Source organism: Thermosynechococcus sp. PKX95 (assembly GCF_031583295.1).
Classification (GTDB): Bacteria; Cyanobacteriota; Cyanobacteriia; order Thermosynechococcales; family Thermosynechococcaceae; genus Thermosynechococcus.
In genome coordinates this window covers 600,528-620,116 of the sequence record NZ_CP134171.1, presented here as the reverse complement: position 1 = coordinate 620,116, position 19,589 = coordinate 600,528, and the positions used below count along the sequence as shown (strand labels likewise).

17 protein-coding genes, 1 tRNA gene and 1 riboswitch are annotated in these 19,589 nt (G+C 54.2%); of the genes, 13 read left to right on the top strand and 5 right to left on the bottom strand.

All coding sequences use genetic code 11. The features are described 5' to 3' along the window. Positions 1–8 precede the first annotated feature (8 nt). Entirely contained in the window at positions 9–1,004 is a 996-nt protein-coding gene (gene chlG, locus RHH81_RS02810; protein WP_206200978.1) for a chlorophyll synthase ChlG, read from the bottom strand. Positions 1,005–1,220: 216 nt separating this feature from the next. Here chlG and RHH81_RS02805 point away from each other — a divergent pair, with 216 nt between their 5' ends. From RHH81_RS02805 to RHH81_RS02785, 5 genes are all read left to right on the top strand, one after another. Then, the gene (locus tag RHH81_RS02805; RefSeq protein ID WP_310743345.1) at positions 1,221–4,250 is read left to right on the top strand and encodes a CHASE2 domain-containing protein; all 3,030 of its coding nucleotides are present in this window, start codon (positions 1,221–1,223) and stop codon (positions 4,248–4,250) included. A 139-nt stretch (positions 4,251–4,389) separates the two neighbouring features. Beyond that, a complete protein-coding gene (psbE, locus tag RHH81_RS02800) occupies positions 4,390–4,644 on the top strand; it encodes a cytochrome b559 subunit alpha (RefSeq protein ID WP_149820457.1) in 255 nt (84 codons plus the stop codon). Between the two features lie 7 nt (positions 4,645–4,651). Next, on the top strand, positions 4,652–4,789 hold the full coding sequence (gene psbF, locus RHH81_RS02795) for a cytochrome b559 subunit beta (RefSeq protein ID WP_099798824.1): 138 nt from the start codon (positions 4,652–4,654) through the stop codon (positions 4,787–4,789). A 12-nt stretch (positions 4,790–4,801) separates the two neighbouring features. Then, positions 4,802–4,915, top strand: a complete 114-nt coding sequence (locus RHH81_RS02790; RefSeq protein WP_149820459.1) for a photosystem II reaction center protein L — start codon at positions 4,802–4,804, stop codon at positions 4,913–4,915. Between the two features lie 44 nt (positions 4,916–4,959). Beyond that, positions 4,960–5,079, top strand: coding sequence for a photosystem II reaction center protein J (locus RHH81_RS02785; RefSeq protein WP_099798822.1), 120 nt, complete (start codon positions 4,960–4,962; stop codon positions 5,077–5,079). Here the strand turns inward: RHH81_RS02785 and RHH81_RS02780 are convergent. After that, positions 5,076–5,972, bottom strand: coding sequence for a sugar ABC transporter permease (locus RHH81_RS02780; protein ID WP_315863392.1), 897 nt, complete (start codon positions 5,970–5,972; stop codon positions 5,076–5,078). The genes RHH81_RS02785 and RHH81_RS02780 overlap by 4 nt on opposite strands. 73 nt (positions 5,973–6,045) lie before the next feature. On the opposite strand from RHH81_RS02780, the gene RHH81_RS02775 reads away from it, so the two are divergent. The 4 genes from RHH81_RS02775 (at position 6,046) to RHH81_RS02760 (ending at position 11,010) form a co-directional block, all read left to right on the top strand. Then, on the top strand, positions 6,046–7,080 hold the full coding sequence (locus RHH81_RS02775; RefSeq protein WP_149820465.1) for a ribose-phosphate pyrophosphokinase: 1,035 nt from the start codon (positions 6,046–6,048) through the stop codon (positions 7,078–7,080). A gap of 45 nt (positions 7,081–7,125) precedes the next feature. Then, the gene (purH, locus tag RHH81_RS02770) at positions 7,126–8,682 is read left to right on the top strand and encodes a bifunctional phosphoribosylaminoimidazolecarboxamide formyltransferase/IMP cyclohydrolase (protein ID WP_310743343.1); all 1,557 of its coding nucleotides are present in this window, start codon (positions 7,126–7,128) and stop codon (positions 8,680–8,682) included. A gap of 9 nt (positions 8,683–8,691) precedes the next feature. Beyond that, entirely contained in the window at positions 8,692–9,786 is a 1,095-nt protein-coding gene (locus RHH81_RS02765) for a metallophosphoesterase (protein ID WP_206200974.1), read from the top strand. Positions 9,787–9,870: 84 nt separating this feature from the next. Further along, positions 9,871–11,010, top strand: a complete 1,140-nt coding sequence (locus RHH81_RS02760; protein ID WP_206200973.1) for an AI-2E family transporter — start codon at positions 9,871–9,873, stop codon at positions 11,008–11,010. A gap of 1,252 nt (positions 11,011–12,262) precedes the next feature. Here the strand turns inward: RHH81_RS02760 and apcD are convergent. After that, positions 12,263–12,748, bottom strand: coding sequence for an allophycocyanin subunit alpha-B (gene apcD / locus RHH81_RS02750; protein WP_190278062.1), 486 nt, complete (start codon positions 12,746–12,748; stop codon positions 12,263–12,265). A 197-nt stretch (positions 12,749–12,945) separates the two neighbouring features. Here apcD and serS point away from each other — a divergent pair, with 197 nt between their 5' ends. The 3 genes from serS to RHH81_RS02735 all read left to right on the top strand — a co-directional run bounded on the left by serS (position 12,946) and on the right by RHH81_RS02735 (position 15,698). Then, complete coding sequence (gene serS / locus RHH81_RS02745; protein WP_310743341.1) at positions 12,946–14,238, top strand: serine--tRNA ligase; 1,293 nt, start codon at positions 12,946–12,948, stop codon at positions 14,236–14,238. Then, the gene (murF, locus tag RHH81_RS02740) at positions 14,235–15,578 is read left to right on the top strand and encodes a UDP-N-acetylmuramoyl-tripeptide--D-alanyl-D-alanine ligase (protein ID WP_302678788.1); all 1,344 of its coding nucleotides are present in this window, start codon (positions 14,235–14,237) and stop codon (positions 15,576–15,578) included. Before serS ends, murF begins: the two co-directional genes overlap by 4 nt. A gap of 48 nt (positions 15,579–15,626) precedes the next feature. Next, positions 15,627–15,698, top strand: a tRNA-Asn gene (locus tag RHH81_RS02735). A gap of 343 nt (positions 15,699–16,041) precedes the next feature. On the opposite strand, the gene RHH81_RS02730 is transcribed toward RHH81_RS02735, so the two are convergent. Both RHH81_RS02730 and RHH81_RS02725 read right to left on the bottom strand, forming a co-directional pair. Beyond that, a complete protein-coding gene (locus RHH81_RS02730) occupies positions 16,042–16,950 on the bottom strand; it encodes a MoxR family ATPase (protein ID WP_310743340.1) in 909 nt (302 codons plus the stop codon). Beyond that, complete coding sequence (locus RHH81_RS02725) at positions 16,943–17,866, bottom strand: bifunctional riboflavin kinase/FAD synthetase (protein ID WP_310744308.1); 924 nt, start codon at positions 17,864–17,866, stop codon at positions 16,943–16,945. Before RHH81_RS02725 ends, RHH81_RS02730 begins: the two co-directional genes overlap by 8 nt. Before the next feature lie 137 nt (positions 17,867–18,003). Further along, a riboswitch (cyclic di-AMP (ydaO/yuaA leader) is annotated at positions 18,004–18,142 on the top strand. Positions 18,143–18,229: 87 nt separating this feature from the next. Between RHH81_RS02725 and RHH81_RS02720 the strand changes: the two genes are divergently transcribed. Further along, entirely contained in the window at positions 18,230–19,579 is a 1,350-nt protein-coding gene (locus RHH81_RS02720; RefSeq protein WP_310743339.1) for an ArsB/NhaD family transporter, read from the top strand. The last annotated feature ends 10 nt before the right edge of the window (positions 19,580–19,589 follow it).

Genomic DNA, 19,589 nt, shown 5'->3' with positions numbered 1-19,589 from the left:
GCCCCCAACTACACCAGTGTATGCCCAAGGGCTAAACCCACCACTAACATCCCTAAGACGAGAAAGGGTTGAGCACTGGCTTGGTACTTGACATCGTTTTTCAAGGGATCCCGCAGGAAGTACATATCCTGAAAGACGATTTGGGGAATAATCAGCAAAATCAGCAGCACTGCATAAAGATTGGCATGAATCGCCATCAGGTAGCCCGCAATCCCCAACTGGAAAATGTCAATCATCAGAACACAAATCCATGCGGCGGTAGTAACGCCAAACATCACCGGCAAGGAAGCCAAGCCGAGTTGGCGATCGCCCTCAACGCTTTTGAAGTCATTGACAATGGCAATACCCAAGCCCGCCAAACTGTAAATCAACGTCAAGATCACAATCGTCGGTGTCAATTCGCCAAAAAGGGCGTGACCTGCCCACCACGGTAAAGCAATGTAGCTGGCTCCGAGGGCATAATTTCCCAGCCAACCATTCTTTTTCAGCTTCAGGGGCGGTGCGGAATAAATATACGCCAAAAAGCCTCCCAGCAAAGCAATTTTGGTCACAGGGAACGTGGGATGGTCAGCCCATAGATCGAGTAGAACAGCTAGACCCAAACCTGCGACAACGAGGAAGATAATCTGCGCCCGCACTTGGTTAAGGGAAATCGCCCCTGAAGGAATGGGACGGTAGGGTTCGTTAATCGCATCAATCTCGCGATCGTAGTAATCGTTGAGCGTTTGCGTATAGCCCGCCATCAAAGGTCCCGACAGCAGCATACAGGTCGCTGCCTTGAGCACATCCTCCAGACTCCAGGTAAATCCCCCCGACGAGGCTGCACCACAGACCACGCCCCAAATGAGGGGGATCCATGTAATCGGCTTCATTAGTTGCAGGCGAATTTTCCAGATATTGGTCTCGCCGCTTTTGGCACCCTTCATGCCCAGCAGTTGCCGTGCGGCTGCAGTAGTGGTTTCCGTGGATGTTGAAGTCGTCGTTGAATCGGGGGTTTCCGTCATAGCGCTTGTTGTGCTCAGCAATCACCTCAATGATTATAGTCGTTTCACCTTCCGCCACCTAGGGGGATCATGTTGCCCTCTAGCGTGGGCAGGATGTTAAAAGTTGTCCTCGTAAATTTGCCGATCGCCCGTGGTGTAGGTCAGGATAGAAGCGAAACTCCTTTTAGAATCCTTCTAGAATCCTTCAGCGTCAGTGGAACAACCGCAGATTGTGCCATGACCCCTGTCTCCATCCCTGATTATCTTAAACGCGCTCTACCGGCGGCCATTGCCACGGCGATCGCCACGGTGGGTGTCCTTGCGCTGCGAGTGGGGGGCTTGCTCGAACCGTTGGAATTAAGAGCCTATGACCAATGGCTGCGCTGGCGATCGACACCGGCCACGTCCCAGCGACTGCTGATTGTTGAAATTACCGAGGCTGATATTCAAACCCTCAAGCAGTACCCCATTCCCGACGAGGTGCTCATTCAAGCTGTCAATGAATTGCAGGAGCACCAACCCAAGGTCATTGGCATTGACATTTTTCGCGATTTTCCGGTGCCCGATCGCTTCAAGCTGCCAAGCGATGTGCTGCCCTCCCTCGGACGGGTGATGATGACCCAGCCCAACACCGTTATTGTCTGTAAAGTGGGGGGCGAAACAGATCCCGGAATTGCCCCACCCGCTGGACTGCTCAATGATCAGGTGGGATTTGCAGACATTCCCATTGATGAGGATGGTGTGGTGCGGCGGGCGATTTTGGCAACTCAACCCGAAGCCAGCGATCGCTGCTCTACCCCTCAATCTTTCGCTTTAGCTTTGGCGCGTCTTTTTTTAGGGGTGAATCCCCAAGCAGTAACGCAGAACCGCCTTGACTTGGGAACGGCTCGCTTTCAAGCCTTAACCAGTAACTGGGGAGGCTACAGCCACTTAGATGCAGCCGGGTTTCAAATCCTGATCAACTACGCCCGCCCAACCCAGCCCTATGAAACCGTGACCCTGAGCGAGGTGCTCAAGGGGCAAGTCTTGCCCTCTAAGGTGCGCGATCGCGCCGTCCTCATTGGCCTCACTGGCAGTAGTAGTAACGATAAGTTTTTGATTCCAATGACACTGCCGGGGCAAACCAACCGCCTGACCCCCGGTGTTGTGGTTCAAGCAGCGATCCTTGAAGATTTGCTAGCAGCGGCTCTCGATAACCGTTCTCCTATGGGTACATGGCCGCAGGGGGCGATCGCCCTTTGGATTCTGGCTTGGTCTGGCCTTGGTGCCCTGATCATCGCCAAGGGACAGCGCTGGGTGATTGTGCCGCTGCTGGTTGCTGGGGGACTGGGTCTCAGTGGCCTGACATTCCTCCTCTTTTTACAGGGGAGTTGGATTCCGCTGGTGGCACCTCTGGTTGGCTTTGGCAGTGCGGCGGTTTTGATGCTGGGCTATCGTGCCTTCAGTCCTGCAGAATCCACCCCTACCCCCTCTACACCGACGGCTGTTCCCAGTGGCCGCTCAGCAACTCCCTTGGAGTTTATGACTGAAGGCATCAGTCAATCAACCACACCTGAATCAGCCCCCATTCTGGAAATCCCCGAAACCTCGCCAACAGAAGTCTCTCGCCTAGAGACGGATGCCAATGCAACGGTGCTGCAACCGGAAACAGCAATTTCCTTTACCCCCATCGAACCTACCCCACCCCCTAGAGATCAACCCCACACCGCACCTACCCTCCTCACCTCCGTCGTTGATCAAATTCCCCCCACAGAGATCCGCGAGACACCACCACAATCCATCACTGAGAGGGAAACCTTCTTAGTGGTTCACCCTGAGGACGCTGCCACTGCCGCCACCGAATTGCCAGAAACTCCCACAACTGCTCCTGAACCTACCCATATTGATCTTCCTGAAACCCAGAGGGTGGTTCCTACCCCGCAGCCAACAGTTCCCTCAGAGATCCCCTCGACACTGCGCCCTGATTTACCAGAAACCCAACTGACGGTTCCCGAAGCCTTAACAACGATGCCAGAGACCCCTAGCATCCCTACTGTTGATTTACCCGAAACGCAACTCACCCTACCTGAGCCACTAACGACCCCAGAACCGACCTCGACGCCCTCAACCCAATTTGCAACCAGTGTGGACTTGCCTGAAACGCAACTATCCATTCCTAAGACGGCACCGGACATCACCTCAACTCCACCCACCCAATTTACAACCAGCGCAGATTTGCCCGAAACCCAATTGTCAATCCCAGCCACCCCCAAGGGAGACCTACCAGCAACCCAGCCATCCAACCCTGACCCCTTAACCGCGGCGCCTGTGGATCCCACCCAGCGGCCAGAGGTGATTCCCACCACGACAGTCCCCTCGCCGCCCCCCCCAACGACAGAGACGCAAACACCGAGCGGCACCCAACCCAAAACCACCGTCATTTCTGACATCAGCGAAAAAGCCAGTGAACCCTTACCACAAACTGTGGGGGGACGCTACCGTGTCCTCAGTCAACTCGGCGAAGGGGGATTTGGGCGCACGTTCTTGGCTGCGGATTTACATCTGCCAGATCATCCGATCTGCGTGGTCAAGCAGTTGGTGCCCTCCCGTAAGGATGAACGTTTTTTGGCCATTGCCCGTCGCCTCTTTCAGCGGGAAGCAGAAACCTTAGCCCAATTGGGTCAACATGAGCGTATCCCTCGATTACTGGCTTACTTTGAAGAGGGGGGATATTTCTATCTCACCCAAGAGTATGTGGATGGGGAATCCCTCAAGGAGGAGTTTGAAAAGAAAATTACCCTCTCCCAAGCCGAAGCCCTCACCATTCTCAAGAGCATTCTGGAAATTTTGCAGTATGTGCATCAGTTTGGGGTGGTGCATCGCGACATTAAGCCTGCCAATATCATGCGCCGCCGCAGTGATCAACAACTGTTTTTGATTGACTTTGGGGCGGTACGCCATGTCCAGCCCGAGGAGTTGCTCCAGCACGGCAAATATACGATCTCCATTGGTACCCGTGGGTATGCCCCTAGCGAGCAAATGGCAGGACGACCGGTGATTGCCAGTGATATTTACTCTTTGGGTATGGTTATTGTTGAAGGTCTGACGGGACTCGCCCCGATGGATTTGCCCTCTGATCGCAACACGGGTGATATGATTTGGCAGCCGGGACAGCATCTTTCGCCGCAGTTTGTTGCCATTATCAATAAAATGATCAAGTATAACTTTCGCGATCGCTACCAGAGTGCTGCAGAGGTGCTCACCGATTTGGCCAAGGCTGGACTTTAGGCCTATAGACCCAAGTTTTAGCGCTGTAGAGGGGGCTTGCAGTTCTTATTTATGCGGCTCAATCGTTGTGAAAAAAGGCTGTATGATAGATAGTACCGTTTCCTTTTTTTAACATTAGACACTTTGGAGGCATCGCAACGTGGCTGGAACGACAGGAGAACGACCATTTTCCGACATTATTACCAGTGTCCGTTATTGGGTGATTCATAGCATCACCATTCCGGCGTTGTTCATTGCTGGCTGGCTCTTTGTCAGCACCGGTTTGGCCTATGATGTGTTTGGCACACCACGCCCCGATAGCTACTATGCTCAGGAACAGCGGTCGATTCCTCTGGTGACCGATCGCTTTCAAGCTAAACAACAAGTTGAAACCTTCTTAGAACAGGTGAAGTAGGATTGCCATGACCAGTAATACCCCCAATCAAGAACCCGTTTCTTACCCGATTTTTACGGTCCGCTGGTTGGCCGTTCACACGCTTGCTGTGCCCACGATTTTCTTCCTCGGGGCGATCGCGGCTATGCAGTTTATCCAACGTTAGGAAGGTGCAGCCATGGAACCGAATCCCAATCGTCAGCCGGTCGAACTGAATCGCACATCCCTGTACCTAGGGTTGTTGCTGATCTTCGTCCTTGCGTTGCTCTTTTCAAGCTACTTCTTTAACTAAATTTCTTCTCTATAACTGAATCTGCTTAGGAGGAATTGATCATGTTGTCTGAAGGCGGACGCATTCCCCTATGGGTTGTGGCCACGGTGGCTGGCATGGGGGTCATTGTGATTGTCGGGCTGTTCTTCTACGGTGCTTACGCTGGTCTTGGCTCCTCTCTCTAAAGATTGGGGTCTTGGCGCGTACGCAATTGTAGCCAGATCAGTCCTAGGGTGACTCCCAAAAGAACCGTTGCTGCGGCAGCGGCATAGCCAAAGTCAAATAACGCAAACGCCTGTTGGTAAATATAAAATACCAGCAGGTTTGTTGTATCTAAGGGGCCGCCACCGGTCACCACATAGACCTGTTCAAAACTGCGCAATGTGAAAATCGTTGTTGTGACAAACACCAAAATTAAGGTGGGTCGCAACCCCGGCAGCGTAATGTAGCGAAACTGTTGCCAAGCATTGGCACCATCGAGAAGTGCCGCTTCATAGCGATCGCGAGGAATGGTTTGCAACCCCGCCAAAAAGACCACTAAATTAAACCCCAACTGCTTCCAGCTACTGAGCAAAATTAGCACTGGCATTGCCCAAGCGGGATCACTCAGCCAAGCAATCGGTTGTCCCCCCAAGGTTTGCACCAGTTGATTCACGGGGCCATCGGTTTGAAACAGCCAACGAAACCCTAAACCCACCGCCACAATCGAGGTCATTGTTGGCAAAAAGTAGGCCGTGCGCAGCAGATCCCGTCCCCTGATCCCTTGGTTGAGACCCACCGCCAAGAGTAAGGGCAGCACAATCGTGGGGAGCACCGTTGCCCCTGTGAAATAAACGGTATTGCCAATCACCTGCCAAAAGTCTGGACTCAGGAGCAATTGCTGATAATTTTGCAGGCCAACCCAACGCACCCCTTCTTGACTAAAACTCCCCGTCGTAAAACTAAGATAGACAAGGTACAAAATCGGCAAAAAAACAAAAATTGTCAGAAACAAAAGTGCAGGTAAAAGGAATAACCAAGCGACTCCTATCGGTGACAAAAAAACATCCCCCAATCGTGGGAGTTGCGATCGCGCCATTGGCAAAGGTGATGACCTCAAAATTCATCTTTCTATAAATTCAATCCTAGGGTAGTGGCTCCCAAAATTGGAAATGATAAGATCAAAATCAAAATGCACGCCATCTTGGGGAGATGCTGTGATTCACACTGCGCCATTGCCCACGACTACCCCCTCTCACATTTCTGATCATAGTCGTCTAAAGCTGTTTTCGGGTTCTGCCAACACTGCCCTTGCTCAGGAAATTGCCCGCTACCTCGGTATTGATCTCGGCCCAATGGTGCGCAAGCGATTTGCTGATGGCGAGCTGTATGTGCAGATTCAAGAATCCATTCGCGGTTGTGATGTCTATCTGATCCAGCCCTGTTGCCGACCCGTCAATGACCACCTGATGGAACTGCTGATCATGGTGGATGCCTGCCGCCGCGCTTCAGCCCGCCAAGTGACTGCGGTGATTCCCTACTATGGCTATGCCCGTGCCGATCGCAAGACCGCTGGCCGCGAGTCCATTACCGCTAAACTAGTAGCCAACCTGATTACTCAAGCGGGAGCGAGTCGCGTTCTGGCCATGGATCTGCACTCAGCGCAAATTCAAGGCTATTTTGACATTCCCGTGGATCATGTCTATGGTTCACCCGTGCTCCTTGACTACCTGCGCAGCAAAAATCTTGAGGATATTGTGGTGGTGTCCCCCGACGTGGGTGGGGTGGCTCGTGCCCGTGCCTTTGCCAATAAGCTTGATGATGCGCCCCTAGCCATTATTGATAAACGACGCCAAGCCCACAATGTGGCTGAAGTGATGAACGTGGTGGGGGATGTTAAGGGCAAGACAGCGGTGCTCGTGGATGACATGATTGATACAGCCGGCACGATTTTAGAAGGAGCACGGTTACTGCGGCGGGAAGGTGCCAAGGAAGTCTATGCCTGTGCCACCCATGCGGTTTTTTCACCGCCAGCGATCGAGCGACTCCAAGGAGGCGATTTTGAAGAGGTGATTGTCACCAACACGATTCCTGTACCGGAGACGCAACGCTTTCCCCAACTCACGGTGCTGTCGGTGGCGAGTATTCTCGGCGAAACCATTTGGCGCATCCATGAAGATAGCTCTGTGAGCAGTATGTTCCGCTAAAACCGCTAAAATAGGTGTTCTTAGTCGCCTAGGAGGATTGCAGGCATGGGGCGAATGGCCTTACTCAGCACCAGCAATAAGCAGGGACTGGTGGCGTTGGCTACGGCCTTGGTGCAGGAGTTTGGCTTTACGCTCCTGAGTAGTGGTGGCACCGCAAAGACCTTACAGGCAGCGGGGATTCCCGTGACAACGGTCTCGGAGTACACAGGGGCACCGGAAATCCTTGGTGGGCGGGTCAAGACCCTGCATCCCAAAATTCACGGCGGTATTTTGGCACGGCGCGATCGCCCCGAAGACGCGGCTGATCTGCAAGCCCAAGGGATTCATCCGATTGATCTGGTGGTTGTCAATCTCTATCCCTTTGCCGAAACAATTGCCCAGCCCAACGTGACCCTTGCCGAGGCGATCGAGCAAATTGATATTGGTGGGCCGACGCTGATTCGCGCTGCTGCCAAAAACCATGCCCATGTGACAGTATTGGTGGATCCCAGCCAGTATGAAACTTACCTTCAGGAATTACGATTACACGGGGAAGCTCAACCTGCTTTTCGCCTTGCCTGTGCCCAGCGGGCGTTTGCGCTGACGGCCAGTTACGATCAGGCGATCGCGGAGTATCTCCAAGAAATCACGTCCCCTGGTACTGAACCAGAAATTCTGCCGCCGGTCTTCCACCTGACGGGGCAGCAAAAACAAGTCCTGCGCTATGGCGAAAATCCCCATCAACGGGCTGCTTGGTACATCAGTGGGGCACACCCCAGTGGTTGGGCAGCCGCCGACCTGCTTCAGGGCAAAGAACTTAGCTACAACAACCTGCTAGATCTAGAAGCGGCACGGGCAGTGATCAGTGAATTTTTAGGGGAGGGTGCCCCCGCTGCCGTCATTATTAAACACACCAATCCCTGTGGCGTGGCTGAGGGCAAAACCCTTGTGGAAGCCTACGAACGTGCCTTTGCAGCCGACAGTGTTTCTGCCTTTGGCGGCATTGTTGCCCTGAATCGCCCCTTGGATGTGGCCACCGCTGAAGCCTTAACCCGTACCTTTTTAGAGTGTGTGGTGGCTCCCGCCTGTGAGGAAGCAGCGCTACCGATCCTGAAAACCAAACCCAAGATGCGGGTTCTCACCTTACCTGAGTTGCAGACGGCTCCCACGACGGCGATTCAAACCATTGCTGGCGGCTTTCTTGTCCAAGATATTCACCCCGTCCCCATTGATCCAGAGGCGTGGCAAGTGGTCACCGCCACCGCACCCAGTCCAGAGTTGATGGCAGAACTGATCTTTGCTTGGAAAGTGGTGAAACACGTTAAGTCCAATGCCATTGTGGTCAGTCGCGATCGCCAAACCCGCGGCATTGGCGCCGGTCAAATGAATCGGGTGGGTGCTGTACACATTGCCCTCAGGGAGGCCGGTGAGGCTGCCCGCGGCGCTGTACTGGCCAGTGATGGCTTTTTCCCCTTTGCCGATTCTGTGCAAGCCGCTGCCCTTGCTGGTATTGCGGCGATTATTCAACCGGGGGGCAGTTTGCGGGATAATGAGTCTATCCAAGCAGCCAATGAAGCGGGAATTGCCATGGTCTTTACCAACCGGCGACACTTCCGCCACTAGGAAATAGCGATGGCGGTGCGGCTCGGTATTATCAGTGATCCCCACATTGCTCTGCCGGAGACGATTCCGACGGATCATCCCCCCATTTTTCTCTATGAAGTGAGTATTCCTGCTTTTGAAGCAGCCGTCACTCATCTTCTTGATCTGGGTATTGATGCTTTGTTGATGCCCGGTGACCTGACACGGGATGGCGAAGTCGTTAACCACCGCTGGCTCAGTCGCTATCTGCAAACCCTGCCCATTCCCTGCTATGTGATTCCGGGGAATCACGATGTGCCTCTGCCGCTAGGAGATCACAAGCGTATTGGTTGGGCTGACTTTCCCCAGTGGTATCCCCATGCGGGCTATGGCAAGGGCGCCAAGCATTACTATCAAACCCTGCTTGCAGACAACCTACAACTGATTGCCCTGAATTCCAACCAATTTAGCCCGACAGGTCAGCAGATGGGGGCAGTCGATCAAGGACAACTGGCATGGTTGGCGGCTCTATTGGCAAAACCTTTTGCCGGACTGCGCCTTGTAATGATTCACCACAATGTCCTTGAGCATTGGCCACAACAGAGCCAAAGTCCAATGGGGCAGCGCTACCTCTTGGAGAATCGGGTGGAACTCCTCAACCTCCTGCGATCGGCGGGGGTGGCCTTGGTCTTAACCGGACATCTCCATGTCCAAGACATTGCCTATGAGCAGGGGCTGTTTGATCTAACGACGGGTTCCCTCGTCAGCTATCCCCATCCCTATCGCCGGCTCATTTTGCAGCAACATCCCCAAGGGGGCTGGCAAGTGGATGTGGAATCCTACCGCATTGAATCTCTGAAGACCTATCCCACCTTGAGTGATCTCTCCCGCCAATGGATGCTGCAGCGGGGTGCGGGGTTTATGGTGCGCTTTCTCACCTTACCGCCCTTTAATTTATCGGAAACTGAGGCCCAGCCCCTCGCCCAAGCCCTATCGTCCCTCTGGCCAGAAATTGCCCAAGGAGATACCCAAGTCACACTACCGACCCTACCTGAACCCTTGGCCGCCTACTTTGCCCAGTTTAACCACAGAGCACCAGCGGAGTATCCCCAGCTGCGGGACAACAATACGGTCTTTGTCATTTAGCACCTCGCAATTCCTTTGGTTGGGATGGTAGAGTCCCAAAACCTGCTCTAATAGGGGGTTGAGGCACGAATTGGACGCAAAGTAGTGACGTTTGGTCAGTGGATTGGCTTGCTGGTACTGGGGGTGTGTCTCTACATCCTCTGGGAAATTCGCCAAGTGTTACTCTTGGTCTTTTTGGCAGTGGTCTTGGCAACGGCACTCAACTGGCTGCAACTGCGACTCCAGAGCTGGGGACTACAACGAGGCCGGGCGATCGCCATCAGTATTAGCTTGACTTTCCTGATCATCTTTGGTTTCTTTTGGATGATCATTCCCCCCTTTTTGCAGGAAGCGCAGCAACTGGGTGTATTGATTCCCAAGGGGTTAGGACGGGTGGAAGCATGGCTGGATGAGATGGCTTACCTTTTGCCAAGTAGCGGCTTTGATGATACCCCTGTCATTAATCGGCTGATTACCCAGTTAGAGCCATTCCTTGAGCAAATCTTTAATAACTTCCTTGCCCTCTTTTCCAATACACTGGCGGTCTTACTAAATACGCTGTTGGTCTTGGTGCTGACGGTGATGCTAGTGATTGATCCTCAGTCCTACCGTCGGGGATTCATTCGCCTCTTTCCAGCGTTTTATCGGTCTCGCATTGACACGATTCTCACCGAAAGTGAACAGGCGCTCTTGGCATGGCTGGCGGGCACAGGCTTGAATATGCTGGCCATTGGTGTGGTCAGTGGCATTGCTCTTGCGCTACTGGGGGTGCGGTTGGTCTTGGCCAATGCTTTCTTGGCCGGTCTGCTGGAGGCGATTCCCAATATTGGCCCTGCCCTGAGTGTGATTCCGCCGATGATCATTGCTTTTATTGACAATCCGTGGCGGGCGGTGGCCGTTCTCATTGCCTACATTGTGATTCAACAGTTGGAGCAATACCTGCTGGTGCCTGTCGTCATGGCCAAACAGGTGGCTCTACTGCCCGCTGTGACGCTGGTTTCACAAATTATTTTTGCCATTTTCTTTGGCTTTCTGGGCTTACTGCTGGCACTGCCTCTGGTGATTGTGGGTCAAATTTGGTTTACAGAAATTGTGCTCAAGGACATTCTCGATCGCTGGCAGCCCAGCCCGCCACCTGCAGGGTCAAATCCACCAATTTTGCCGCTGCCCCCGCCGCCCCCACCTGCTGCCGCAAATCCTGCCGCATCTGATGCAATTTCTGAGGATGGCTCAATAGAGACTTAATCTGATCAGCAACCACCGCCGGCTCAATCGGACCCACCAGTTCTGGTACAATTTCTCTGCCTGCCCAGATATTCGGCCACGCCTTGTAGCCGAGACCCTGTTTCACTAAGTCCCAATCCATCTCTGGCGATCGCCACAACTGCCAAAATCGCCGCCAGCCCAATCCCTTGGCCACCAGTGCCCAAAACACCAATGCCGTCCACTGTCGCCCGATCGCTGGCAAGCCCACCAGCAACCCGGCTAACCCATCCCAAGGGTGTGCCCGCTGTACCCGCAGTTGTTGGGCCGGCAAAAGAACAATCATCGGCACATTCAAGGCGGCCAGTTCAGCGGTATTGGCGCCAACGGTCGTCACACAGAGGGCAACCTGCCGCAGCAGGGGATAGTTGGGTAACTGCTGCCAGAGATAGACCTTCGTACCCCTCGGCGTCTCCAGATAGGGTAGCCCCTCACTGGGTTGGATGAGTGTCGCCGTCGTGCCCTCAACGTGCTTGAGTTCGGGGTTAAAGCGGGGATCGGCGTAGCAACTGAGGGTCTTGAGCGTCAGGGTGGGTGCCACTGGAATCACACACTGAATCGGGGGATGAGCAGCAGCTAAATGGTCGGCGATCGCCAGCGAAAGGGGCACCCCCAGCTTGAGCTTATTGGGCTTGGAACCCACCATCAGACCCACAAGGGGAGCATCTGCAGCAACGCCTAACTGTTGGCGCACATCAGGCAGAGAATCGAGGGCAAGGGCTTGCACATCGGTCATCAGATCCCCCACCACCGCCACCTTAGCTCTTGTTTTGCCCACGGGGAGAGGACGCCGCAACCCAATGCCATCCACCCACCCTTGCCAGCGTGCCTGCCACTCACAGTAGAGCACACAACGATAGCCCAGACGCTTGGCCAACAGCACCGCAAAGAGTTGATCGCCCCCCAAGAAGACCACAACCCCTTGGGCAAACCAATCCCAATTACTACGGGTGGTCTTTGTGCGCAGGAGGTGCCAGAACTCTGCCGCGGGCAGCACCCGATCCACCCCCGCATAGCGGCGCGCAATCTCCGCTTCTTGACCACTGGCATGGGGACAGGGAACAATGACCACTGAAACCCGCAGCCCCTCTCTGACCTGTTGCCGCAGCGTTGTTACAAAGGGATACACCCAAGTGGCCAGTTCACCGGGGCCATTGCTGACAACCACAATTTCAAGGGGAGATGTCATGGGTTATGTTCCCCTTGAATGCAAAATTGGCTGCCGTCAGTCTCCCTAAGACATTTCTTGAATAATGTAGTCAAAGTAGGGTGCCGCCACTTCAGCATCTTCAGTGCTGAGCAGTGCCAAGGAGGCGTCCTTGAGGCAACGAATGGCTTCTGCCATCCCTGTCATCGGCACACCAAGGGAGTTGTACATTTCCCGCACCCCAATAATACCCGTGCGCTCAATGGGGTCTTTGTCACCCGCGAGGATGCCATAGGTAATCAGGCGCATGTACCAGCCATAGTCACGCAGACAGAGGGCACGCTGTTTCTGGCCGTAGGCATTGCCCCCCGGTGAGATGAAGTCAGGCCGCTTCTGCCACAGTTGTTTGCTGGCTTGCTCAACAATGCGTTTCTCATTTTCGGCCAGTGTCGTGGCAATGCGGAGGCGTTGCTCACCCGTTTGGAAAAAGTCACTAATCGTCTGGAGTTCGCCCGTGGTGGGGTAGCGCAATTCATCGTCCGCTTTAAGAAGAACCTGACTAATGACACTCATATTGCTAACACCGCTTAATACATCCCTCATTTTAGAGGACGGCGACCCCTTGTTGACGCCACTCCTGATCAAAATCTCGACGGTTGATAGAGGAATTTAGCGGTGTCGATGGCAAACCACAGCAAGACAGCCCCCTAGAGCCAATCTGCTCCCTTGGTGATAGGATCAATGCGGTTTGCACTGGTTTTCGTTCACCTGTGATTGATCTCAAACAACTGCGAGAAAATCCCCAAGCCTTTGGCGATCGCCTGCGGCGGCGCGGCGGTGACTTTGACCTTGACCGCATTTTAGAGTTGGATGCGCAACAGCGTCAGCTGGAACAACAGCGATCGCACCTCCAAGCCCGCAGTAACGAAATTGGTGCCCTCGTTGGCAAAAAGATCAAGTCCGGCGTTGCCGCCACTGACCCCGAAATTCAAGCCCTCAAGGCCGAGGCCAACGATCTCAAGCAGCAACTCAGTGATCTTGAACCCCAAGAACGGCAACTTAAGGAAGAATTGGAACGCCTGCTGCTAACGATTCCCAACCCCCCCAGTGAGACCACCCCCATTGGCCGCGATGAAACCGAAAACGTTGAGGTACGCCGCTGGGGTGAGGAGTATAAACCGAGCCAGCCTTGTCAGCCCCACTGGGACATTGCGACTCAATTGGGACTCTGGGATGTGGAGCGATCGGTGAAAGTAGCGCAGAGTCGCTTTGTTACCCTCTTGGGCATGGGGGCTGCCCTTGAGCGAGCCTTGATCCAATTCATGCTTGATACGCACCGCGATCGCGGCTATGTGGAGGTCTTGCCGCCCTTGTTGGTCAATAGTGCCTCACTGACGGGAACGGGGCAGTTACCCAAATTTGCCGAGGAAAGTTTTCGCTGTGCCGATGATGATCTCTGGCTGATTCCGACAGCGGAAGTGCCGGTGACGAATCTCTACCGCGATGAAATTTTAGCTGCCGATCAATTGCCCATTTACCACTGTGCCTACACCCCCTGTTTTCGCCGTGAAGCGGGGAGCTATGGCAAAGATACACGTGGCCTGATTCGCCTACACCAATTCAACAAAGTGGAGTTGGTCAAGTTTGTTCACCCGGAAACCTCTGCCGCTGAACATGAAGCCCTTGTGGCCGATGCCGAGTATATTCTCCAAGCCCTGAAGTTGCCCTATCGAGTGATTGAACTGTGTACTGGCGATTTGGGCTTTGGCGCCATGAAGTGCTACGACTTAGAGGTGTGGCTGCCCGCTGCCGGCTGTTACCGCGAAATTTCCAGTTGCTCGAACTTTGGCGATTTCCAAGCGCGGCGTGCCAAGATTCGCTTCAAAGCTGCCAAGCAAAAAGGGACACAGTTTGTCCACACCCTCAATGGCTCTGGCCTAGCCGTTGGACGAACCATGGCAGCCATTCTCGAAAACTACCAACAACCCGATGGGACGGTGCGGGTACCAGCGGTGCTGCAACCTTACTTGAAGTGTAGCCACATTGGCGGGGCAAAATCGTGAACACCACTCTCGGGGCGATCGCCCAAGCTTTGGGGTTAGATACAACTCATCCAGATCTGCCAATCACAGGCATTTCCACTGACTCCCGCCAAATCGCAACTGGCAATCTCTTTGTTGCTCTGCGGGGGGAAACCTTTGATGGCCATCAATTTGTCGATCTGGCCGCCGCCGCCGGCGCGATCGCCCTAATTGTCGAGGTGCCGGTGTCTTCTGCTCTGCCGCAACTTCAGGTAGCCAATACCCTGAGTGCCTATCAACGCTTGGGACAGTGGTGGCGGCAGCAATGTCCAGCCAAAGTCATTGCCGTCACTGGCTCCGTGGGCAAAACCACCACCAAGGAAATGATTGCCGCTGTTCTGAGTCACTATGGCGCCGTCCTCAAAACCGAAGCCAACTTCAATAACGAGATTGGCGTGCCCAAAACCCTTTTACAACTGGAACCCCACCACCAATTTGCCGTGATTGAAATGGGGATGCGGGCGCGCGGTGAAATTGCCCTTTTGAGCCAGATTGCCCAACCGGATGTTGCCGTGATTACCAATGTTGGTACTGCCCATATTGGCCGCCTCGGTTCCCGCGAAGCCATTGCCCAAGCCAAATGCGAACTGCTTGCCGAAATGCCCCAAGGGGGAACAGCCGTGCTCAATGCCGATAGTCCCCTACTTTTGCCGACAGCGGCGCAGGTCTGGTCAGGGCCCACAATTACCTATGGCCTTGAGGGGGGCACCCTACGGGGAATCTATCAACCGCCCCAAACCCTCCACGTGGCTGGACGCACCTACACCGTTCCCCTTGCGGGGGCACACCATGCCTTGAACTTTCTGGCTGCCCTTGGGGTGCTGCAAGCCTTGGACTTAAAGAGCGATCGCCTGCCCCGACAGTTGACGTTAGAATTGCCCAGTGGTCGGGGCGGTCGCTATCACCTCGAACCCGATATTTGGCTACTCGATGAAACCTACAATGCAGGCTTGGAATCGATGGTCGCCGCCTTGCACCTGTTGCGATCGCTCCCCGGTCAGCGGCATCTGGCAGTTCTTGGCCCCATGCGGGAACTGGGGGACTTTGCGGTTGCCTTCCATGAGCAGGTGGGAGCCACGGTTGCCCAATTAGACCTCGATGGCCTTTTAATTCTCGATAAGGGCGATGAGGGAGCAGCTCTTGCGCGGGGGGCAGGGCGCGTTCCCAGTCAGCAATTTGCTTCCCATGAAGAATTGGTGGCCTATTTGCTGCAGCATTTACAGCCGGGCGATCGCCTCCTCTTTAAGGCCTCCCATGCCGTTGCCTTGGATCGCGTAGTGAATGAACTGCGGCAGCGCTGGCCAAAACTTCAGTCCGGTTGAGACTTGCCAAGAGCGGTGAACTACGCTACATTAAAAAATCGTCAATATTCCTCAGTAGCTCAGCGGTAGAGCGGTCGGCTGTTAACCGATTGGTCGCTGGTTCGAATCCAGCCTGGGGAGTTTAATAACTTGAGCCACGATAGCGACGGCGGCGCTGCCCATCATGCCCATATCTAACAGCAGCAATTGGGGCAACGCTAGGCCAGCCGTCTCCATGCCCTCTAGCACAGCAAGGATGTCAGCATCAAGGTTTTCCCAGATGACCGTAAGGTTTTGACTGCTGAGGATGTTGTGCCAAATTTCTCCCTGCCGTTGGAGGGCTTGTGTCATGAGTATCGTTGTCATCAATGCCTAAATCCTTCGACGGTTGCGAGGGCGATCGCGATGTTAAAAAGACTTAACACTACAATGACAGGTTGGCGATCGCAGAAATGTTCATAGAGAACAGTCGCGCCAACTCTCCCTAGGGAACGGCTACCGTTTCCAACAATTCTGCCACACAGGCCCGCCCTGAGCGCCCTGCTGCTGTAATCAGACGATGAGCTAGAACATGGGGCGCCAATTGCTTGACATCATCGGGGAGGACATAGTCACGGCCATTGAGAAAGGCCAAGGCCTGAGCTGTGCGCTGGAGCATCGCGGTACCGCGAGGACTCACCCCCAAGGTCATGCGATCGCTCTCGCGGCTCGCCCGCACAAGGGCAAGAATGTACTTTTGCAACACTGAATCTACCCGCACCTGTAGCACCTGCTGCCGCAACTGTTGGATCTCCGCCAAGCTGAGGCACGGTTCCAGTTGATTGACATCTAAGCCCCCCTGCACCCGTTGCAGCATTTGTAGTTCCTCTTCCTCGGTGGGGTAGCCCAAGCTAAAACACAGGGCAAAGCGATCCAACTGGGCTTCGGGCAGCGGAAAGGTGCCTTGGTATTCCACGGGGTTCTGGGTGGCAATGACAAAAAAGGGCTGGGGCAGGGGGTAGGTGACGCCATCAATGGTGACTTGGTACTCCTCCATGACCTCTAGGAGTGCCGATTGGGTGCGGGGTGTGGCGCGGTTAATTTCATCCGCCAGCAGGATATTGCAGAAGACAGGACCTGGGCGAAACTCAAACTCCGCTGTTTTGGGATTCCAGATATTGGTGCCCGATAAATCCGTGGGCAGGAGATCGGGTGTGGCTTGGATGCGCTGAAAGGTACCCGCCAGCGATCGCGCCAAGGCTTTGGCCAAGAGGGTTTTTCCCACCCCCGGTACATCCTCCAGCAAAACGTGTCCCCCCGCCAGCAACCCCACTAGCATGAGTTCAATGGCAGCTTTTTTGCCCACCATGACCTGTCCAAGGTTATTGATCAGTCGCTGTAGGGGTTCACGCATAGGAGACCACTCGTTCAAGAAGATCAGCCGCTACTTGGCAATCGGCAGCAATTTGCGCCTGTAGGGCAGCCAAACTGGGAAACCGTACCTCTGGGCGAATAAAGGCCTCTAAATGAAGTGTGATCTCTTGATTGTAAAGATTCCCCTGCCAGTTGAATAGATGCACCTCTGTGGTCACTTGCCGACCCGTCACCGTCGGTCGCATCCCAATATTCACCACCCCCAATTGCTCAGTGGCGAACGCTGCCCCCGTAACGCGGCAAGCATAAACGCCGTGGCGAGGCAATAATTTGTCTGGGGGGAGGGCTAGATTGGCGGTGGGAAATCCCAACTGCCGTCCCAACTGTTCCCCTTGAATCACGGTGCCGGTCAATTGGTAGGGGCGTCCCAAAAGCTCCCGTGCCAAGCCCACATCTCCCTCGGCGAGGGCGGCCCTTACTGCTGAGCTACTGACGCGATCGCTCCCCCGACAATAGGGGGGCACAATATGCACTGGAATACCAAAGGCAGCACAGAGGGTGCGCAAATCCGCCGCTGTCCCCGATCGCCCACGGCCAAAGCCAAAATTAAAACCCACACTCAATACCTTGGCCTGCAACTGCTGTACCAAAATCTGCTCAACAAACTCCAAGGGCGACAGTTGGGCAAGAGCATGGGTAAAGGGCAGGACAATCACCTGCTCAATGCCATAGTGGTTCAAAAGGGCACGTTTTTCCGCCTCTGGGGTCAGCAGCAGGCGCTCTTCTCCCGTAAAAAATGCCTGCGGATGGGGCGAAAACGTAATCACTGATCGGTAACAGTCGGGAGGCGCTGCTTCAACAAGCGTACGGATAACCTCCTGGTGCCCGCGATGGACACCGTCAAAATTGCCAAGGGCGATCGCCGTAGGAGTTTGCAAGGGTAGGCCGCTATTCAATTGACACAGGAAACATTTTGACACATTTAACCAAGGAGCAATAGTCCGGGAAAGCCTTCATTAAGATTTTCTATTCACGTCATAGAAGAACTTCTCTTGAATCCCCCAAGAGGCCTATGCTACGTTGAGTAGCAATTTATCTTTTTGTGCCTAATCTAAGCCTTGGCAGCTTGGAGCGGAGGAACCAACGAATCAGGGGCGCATTCTCCACCGAGAAAGGATACCACTGAATCCTAGCCCGTCAGCTAACTTCGTCGGCATTCAGTTGGAGACTGGCTGTTTTTCACAACTGCTCAGTGTTCCAGTGATTCGGTTTCGTGGGGTTGACCGAATTTGTTACCTTAGAAACTTTTAGGAAGCCCAATGCTGATTGAACACTGGCATACATTCGCTGCTGGCACGATCTTCCTAGGCGTGATCCTCCTGATCATGACCGAGTGGATCAACATTACCATTGCAGCCTTTTTGGGCGCGATTCTCCTTGTCTTTCTCAACATTATGACCCTTGGGGAGGCCATTAGCTACATTGGCCGCAGTCACGGTACTCTCGCTCTCTTTTTCGGCGTCATGGTTCTGGTGCGAGCCTTTGAACCCACTAAGGTGTTCGAGTATCTGGCCACCCAAATGGTTCTGCTTGCCCGCGGTCAGGGAAAACGCCTGCTGCTGGGGATCGTGGCTCTGACAACCCCCATCTGTGCCGTACTGCCCAATGCCACAACAGTGATGCTCCTTGCCCCCCTGTTGCCCCCCATGGCGGCTGAAGTGGGGGTGGACTTTGTCCCCCTGATTATCTTGATGGTGATTGTCTCCAATAGTGCGGGGTTACTCACCCTCGTGGGCGATCCGGCAACCTACATTGTGGGGGATGCCATCAACCTCAGCTTTAGCGATTATCTGTTGCGGTTAAGTTTAGGGGGTGTGCTGGCGATCGCCGTCATTGTCTTTTGTCTGCCGGTTCTCTTTCGCCGCATTTGGCGCAAAGAACTCAACTCCCTTGATCACTTGCCCCACCCCAAAATTAATCATCCCCGCACCCTAGCGGTGGGTTGTGTGATCATCGTCTTTGTCTTGACCTTCTTTGTTATTGGCGATGGCATGGTCGTCAAAGTGTCTCCCCCTGCGGTCGCTTTAATGGGGGCTGCCCTTGCACTCCTTTTATCCCATCAAAGCAAAATCGATACGGTGACCCACATTCTGCGGGATGTGGACTGGGCCACCCTGATCTTTTTTATGAGCATTTTTGTCTTGATCGGTGGCCTAGAAAAAACCGGCATCATTGGTCAACTCTCCCACCTCCTCGCCATTCTCATTGGCCAAAATATCTTTTTTGGCTCACTGCTGCTCTTATTTGCGATTGGCATTCTCTCTAGCGTCATTCCCAATATCCCCCTTGTGGTGGCGATGGTGCCACTGCTGAAAAAATACCTTGTCGATGTGGGTCTAGCAGGTTCAGAAATTCTCCACCCTGGTTATGGGGGTGATTTGCCCCCCCAGGTGCTGCCCCTGTTCTATGCCATGATGCTAGGGGCAACGTTGGGCGGCAATGCCACACTGGTGGGCGCCTCTGCCAACATTGTTGGTGCGGGTGTGGCCGAACTCCATGGCCGCCGCATTAGCTTCAAAACCTTTCTGCGCTATGGGGTGCCGATTACGGCCTTGCAGTTGGGGGTTTCAGCACTCTTTCTAACTGTGCGCTTTCTCATTTGGCGCTAACAGCTCTGGC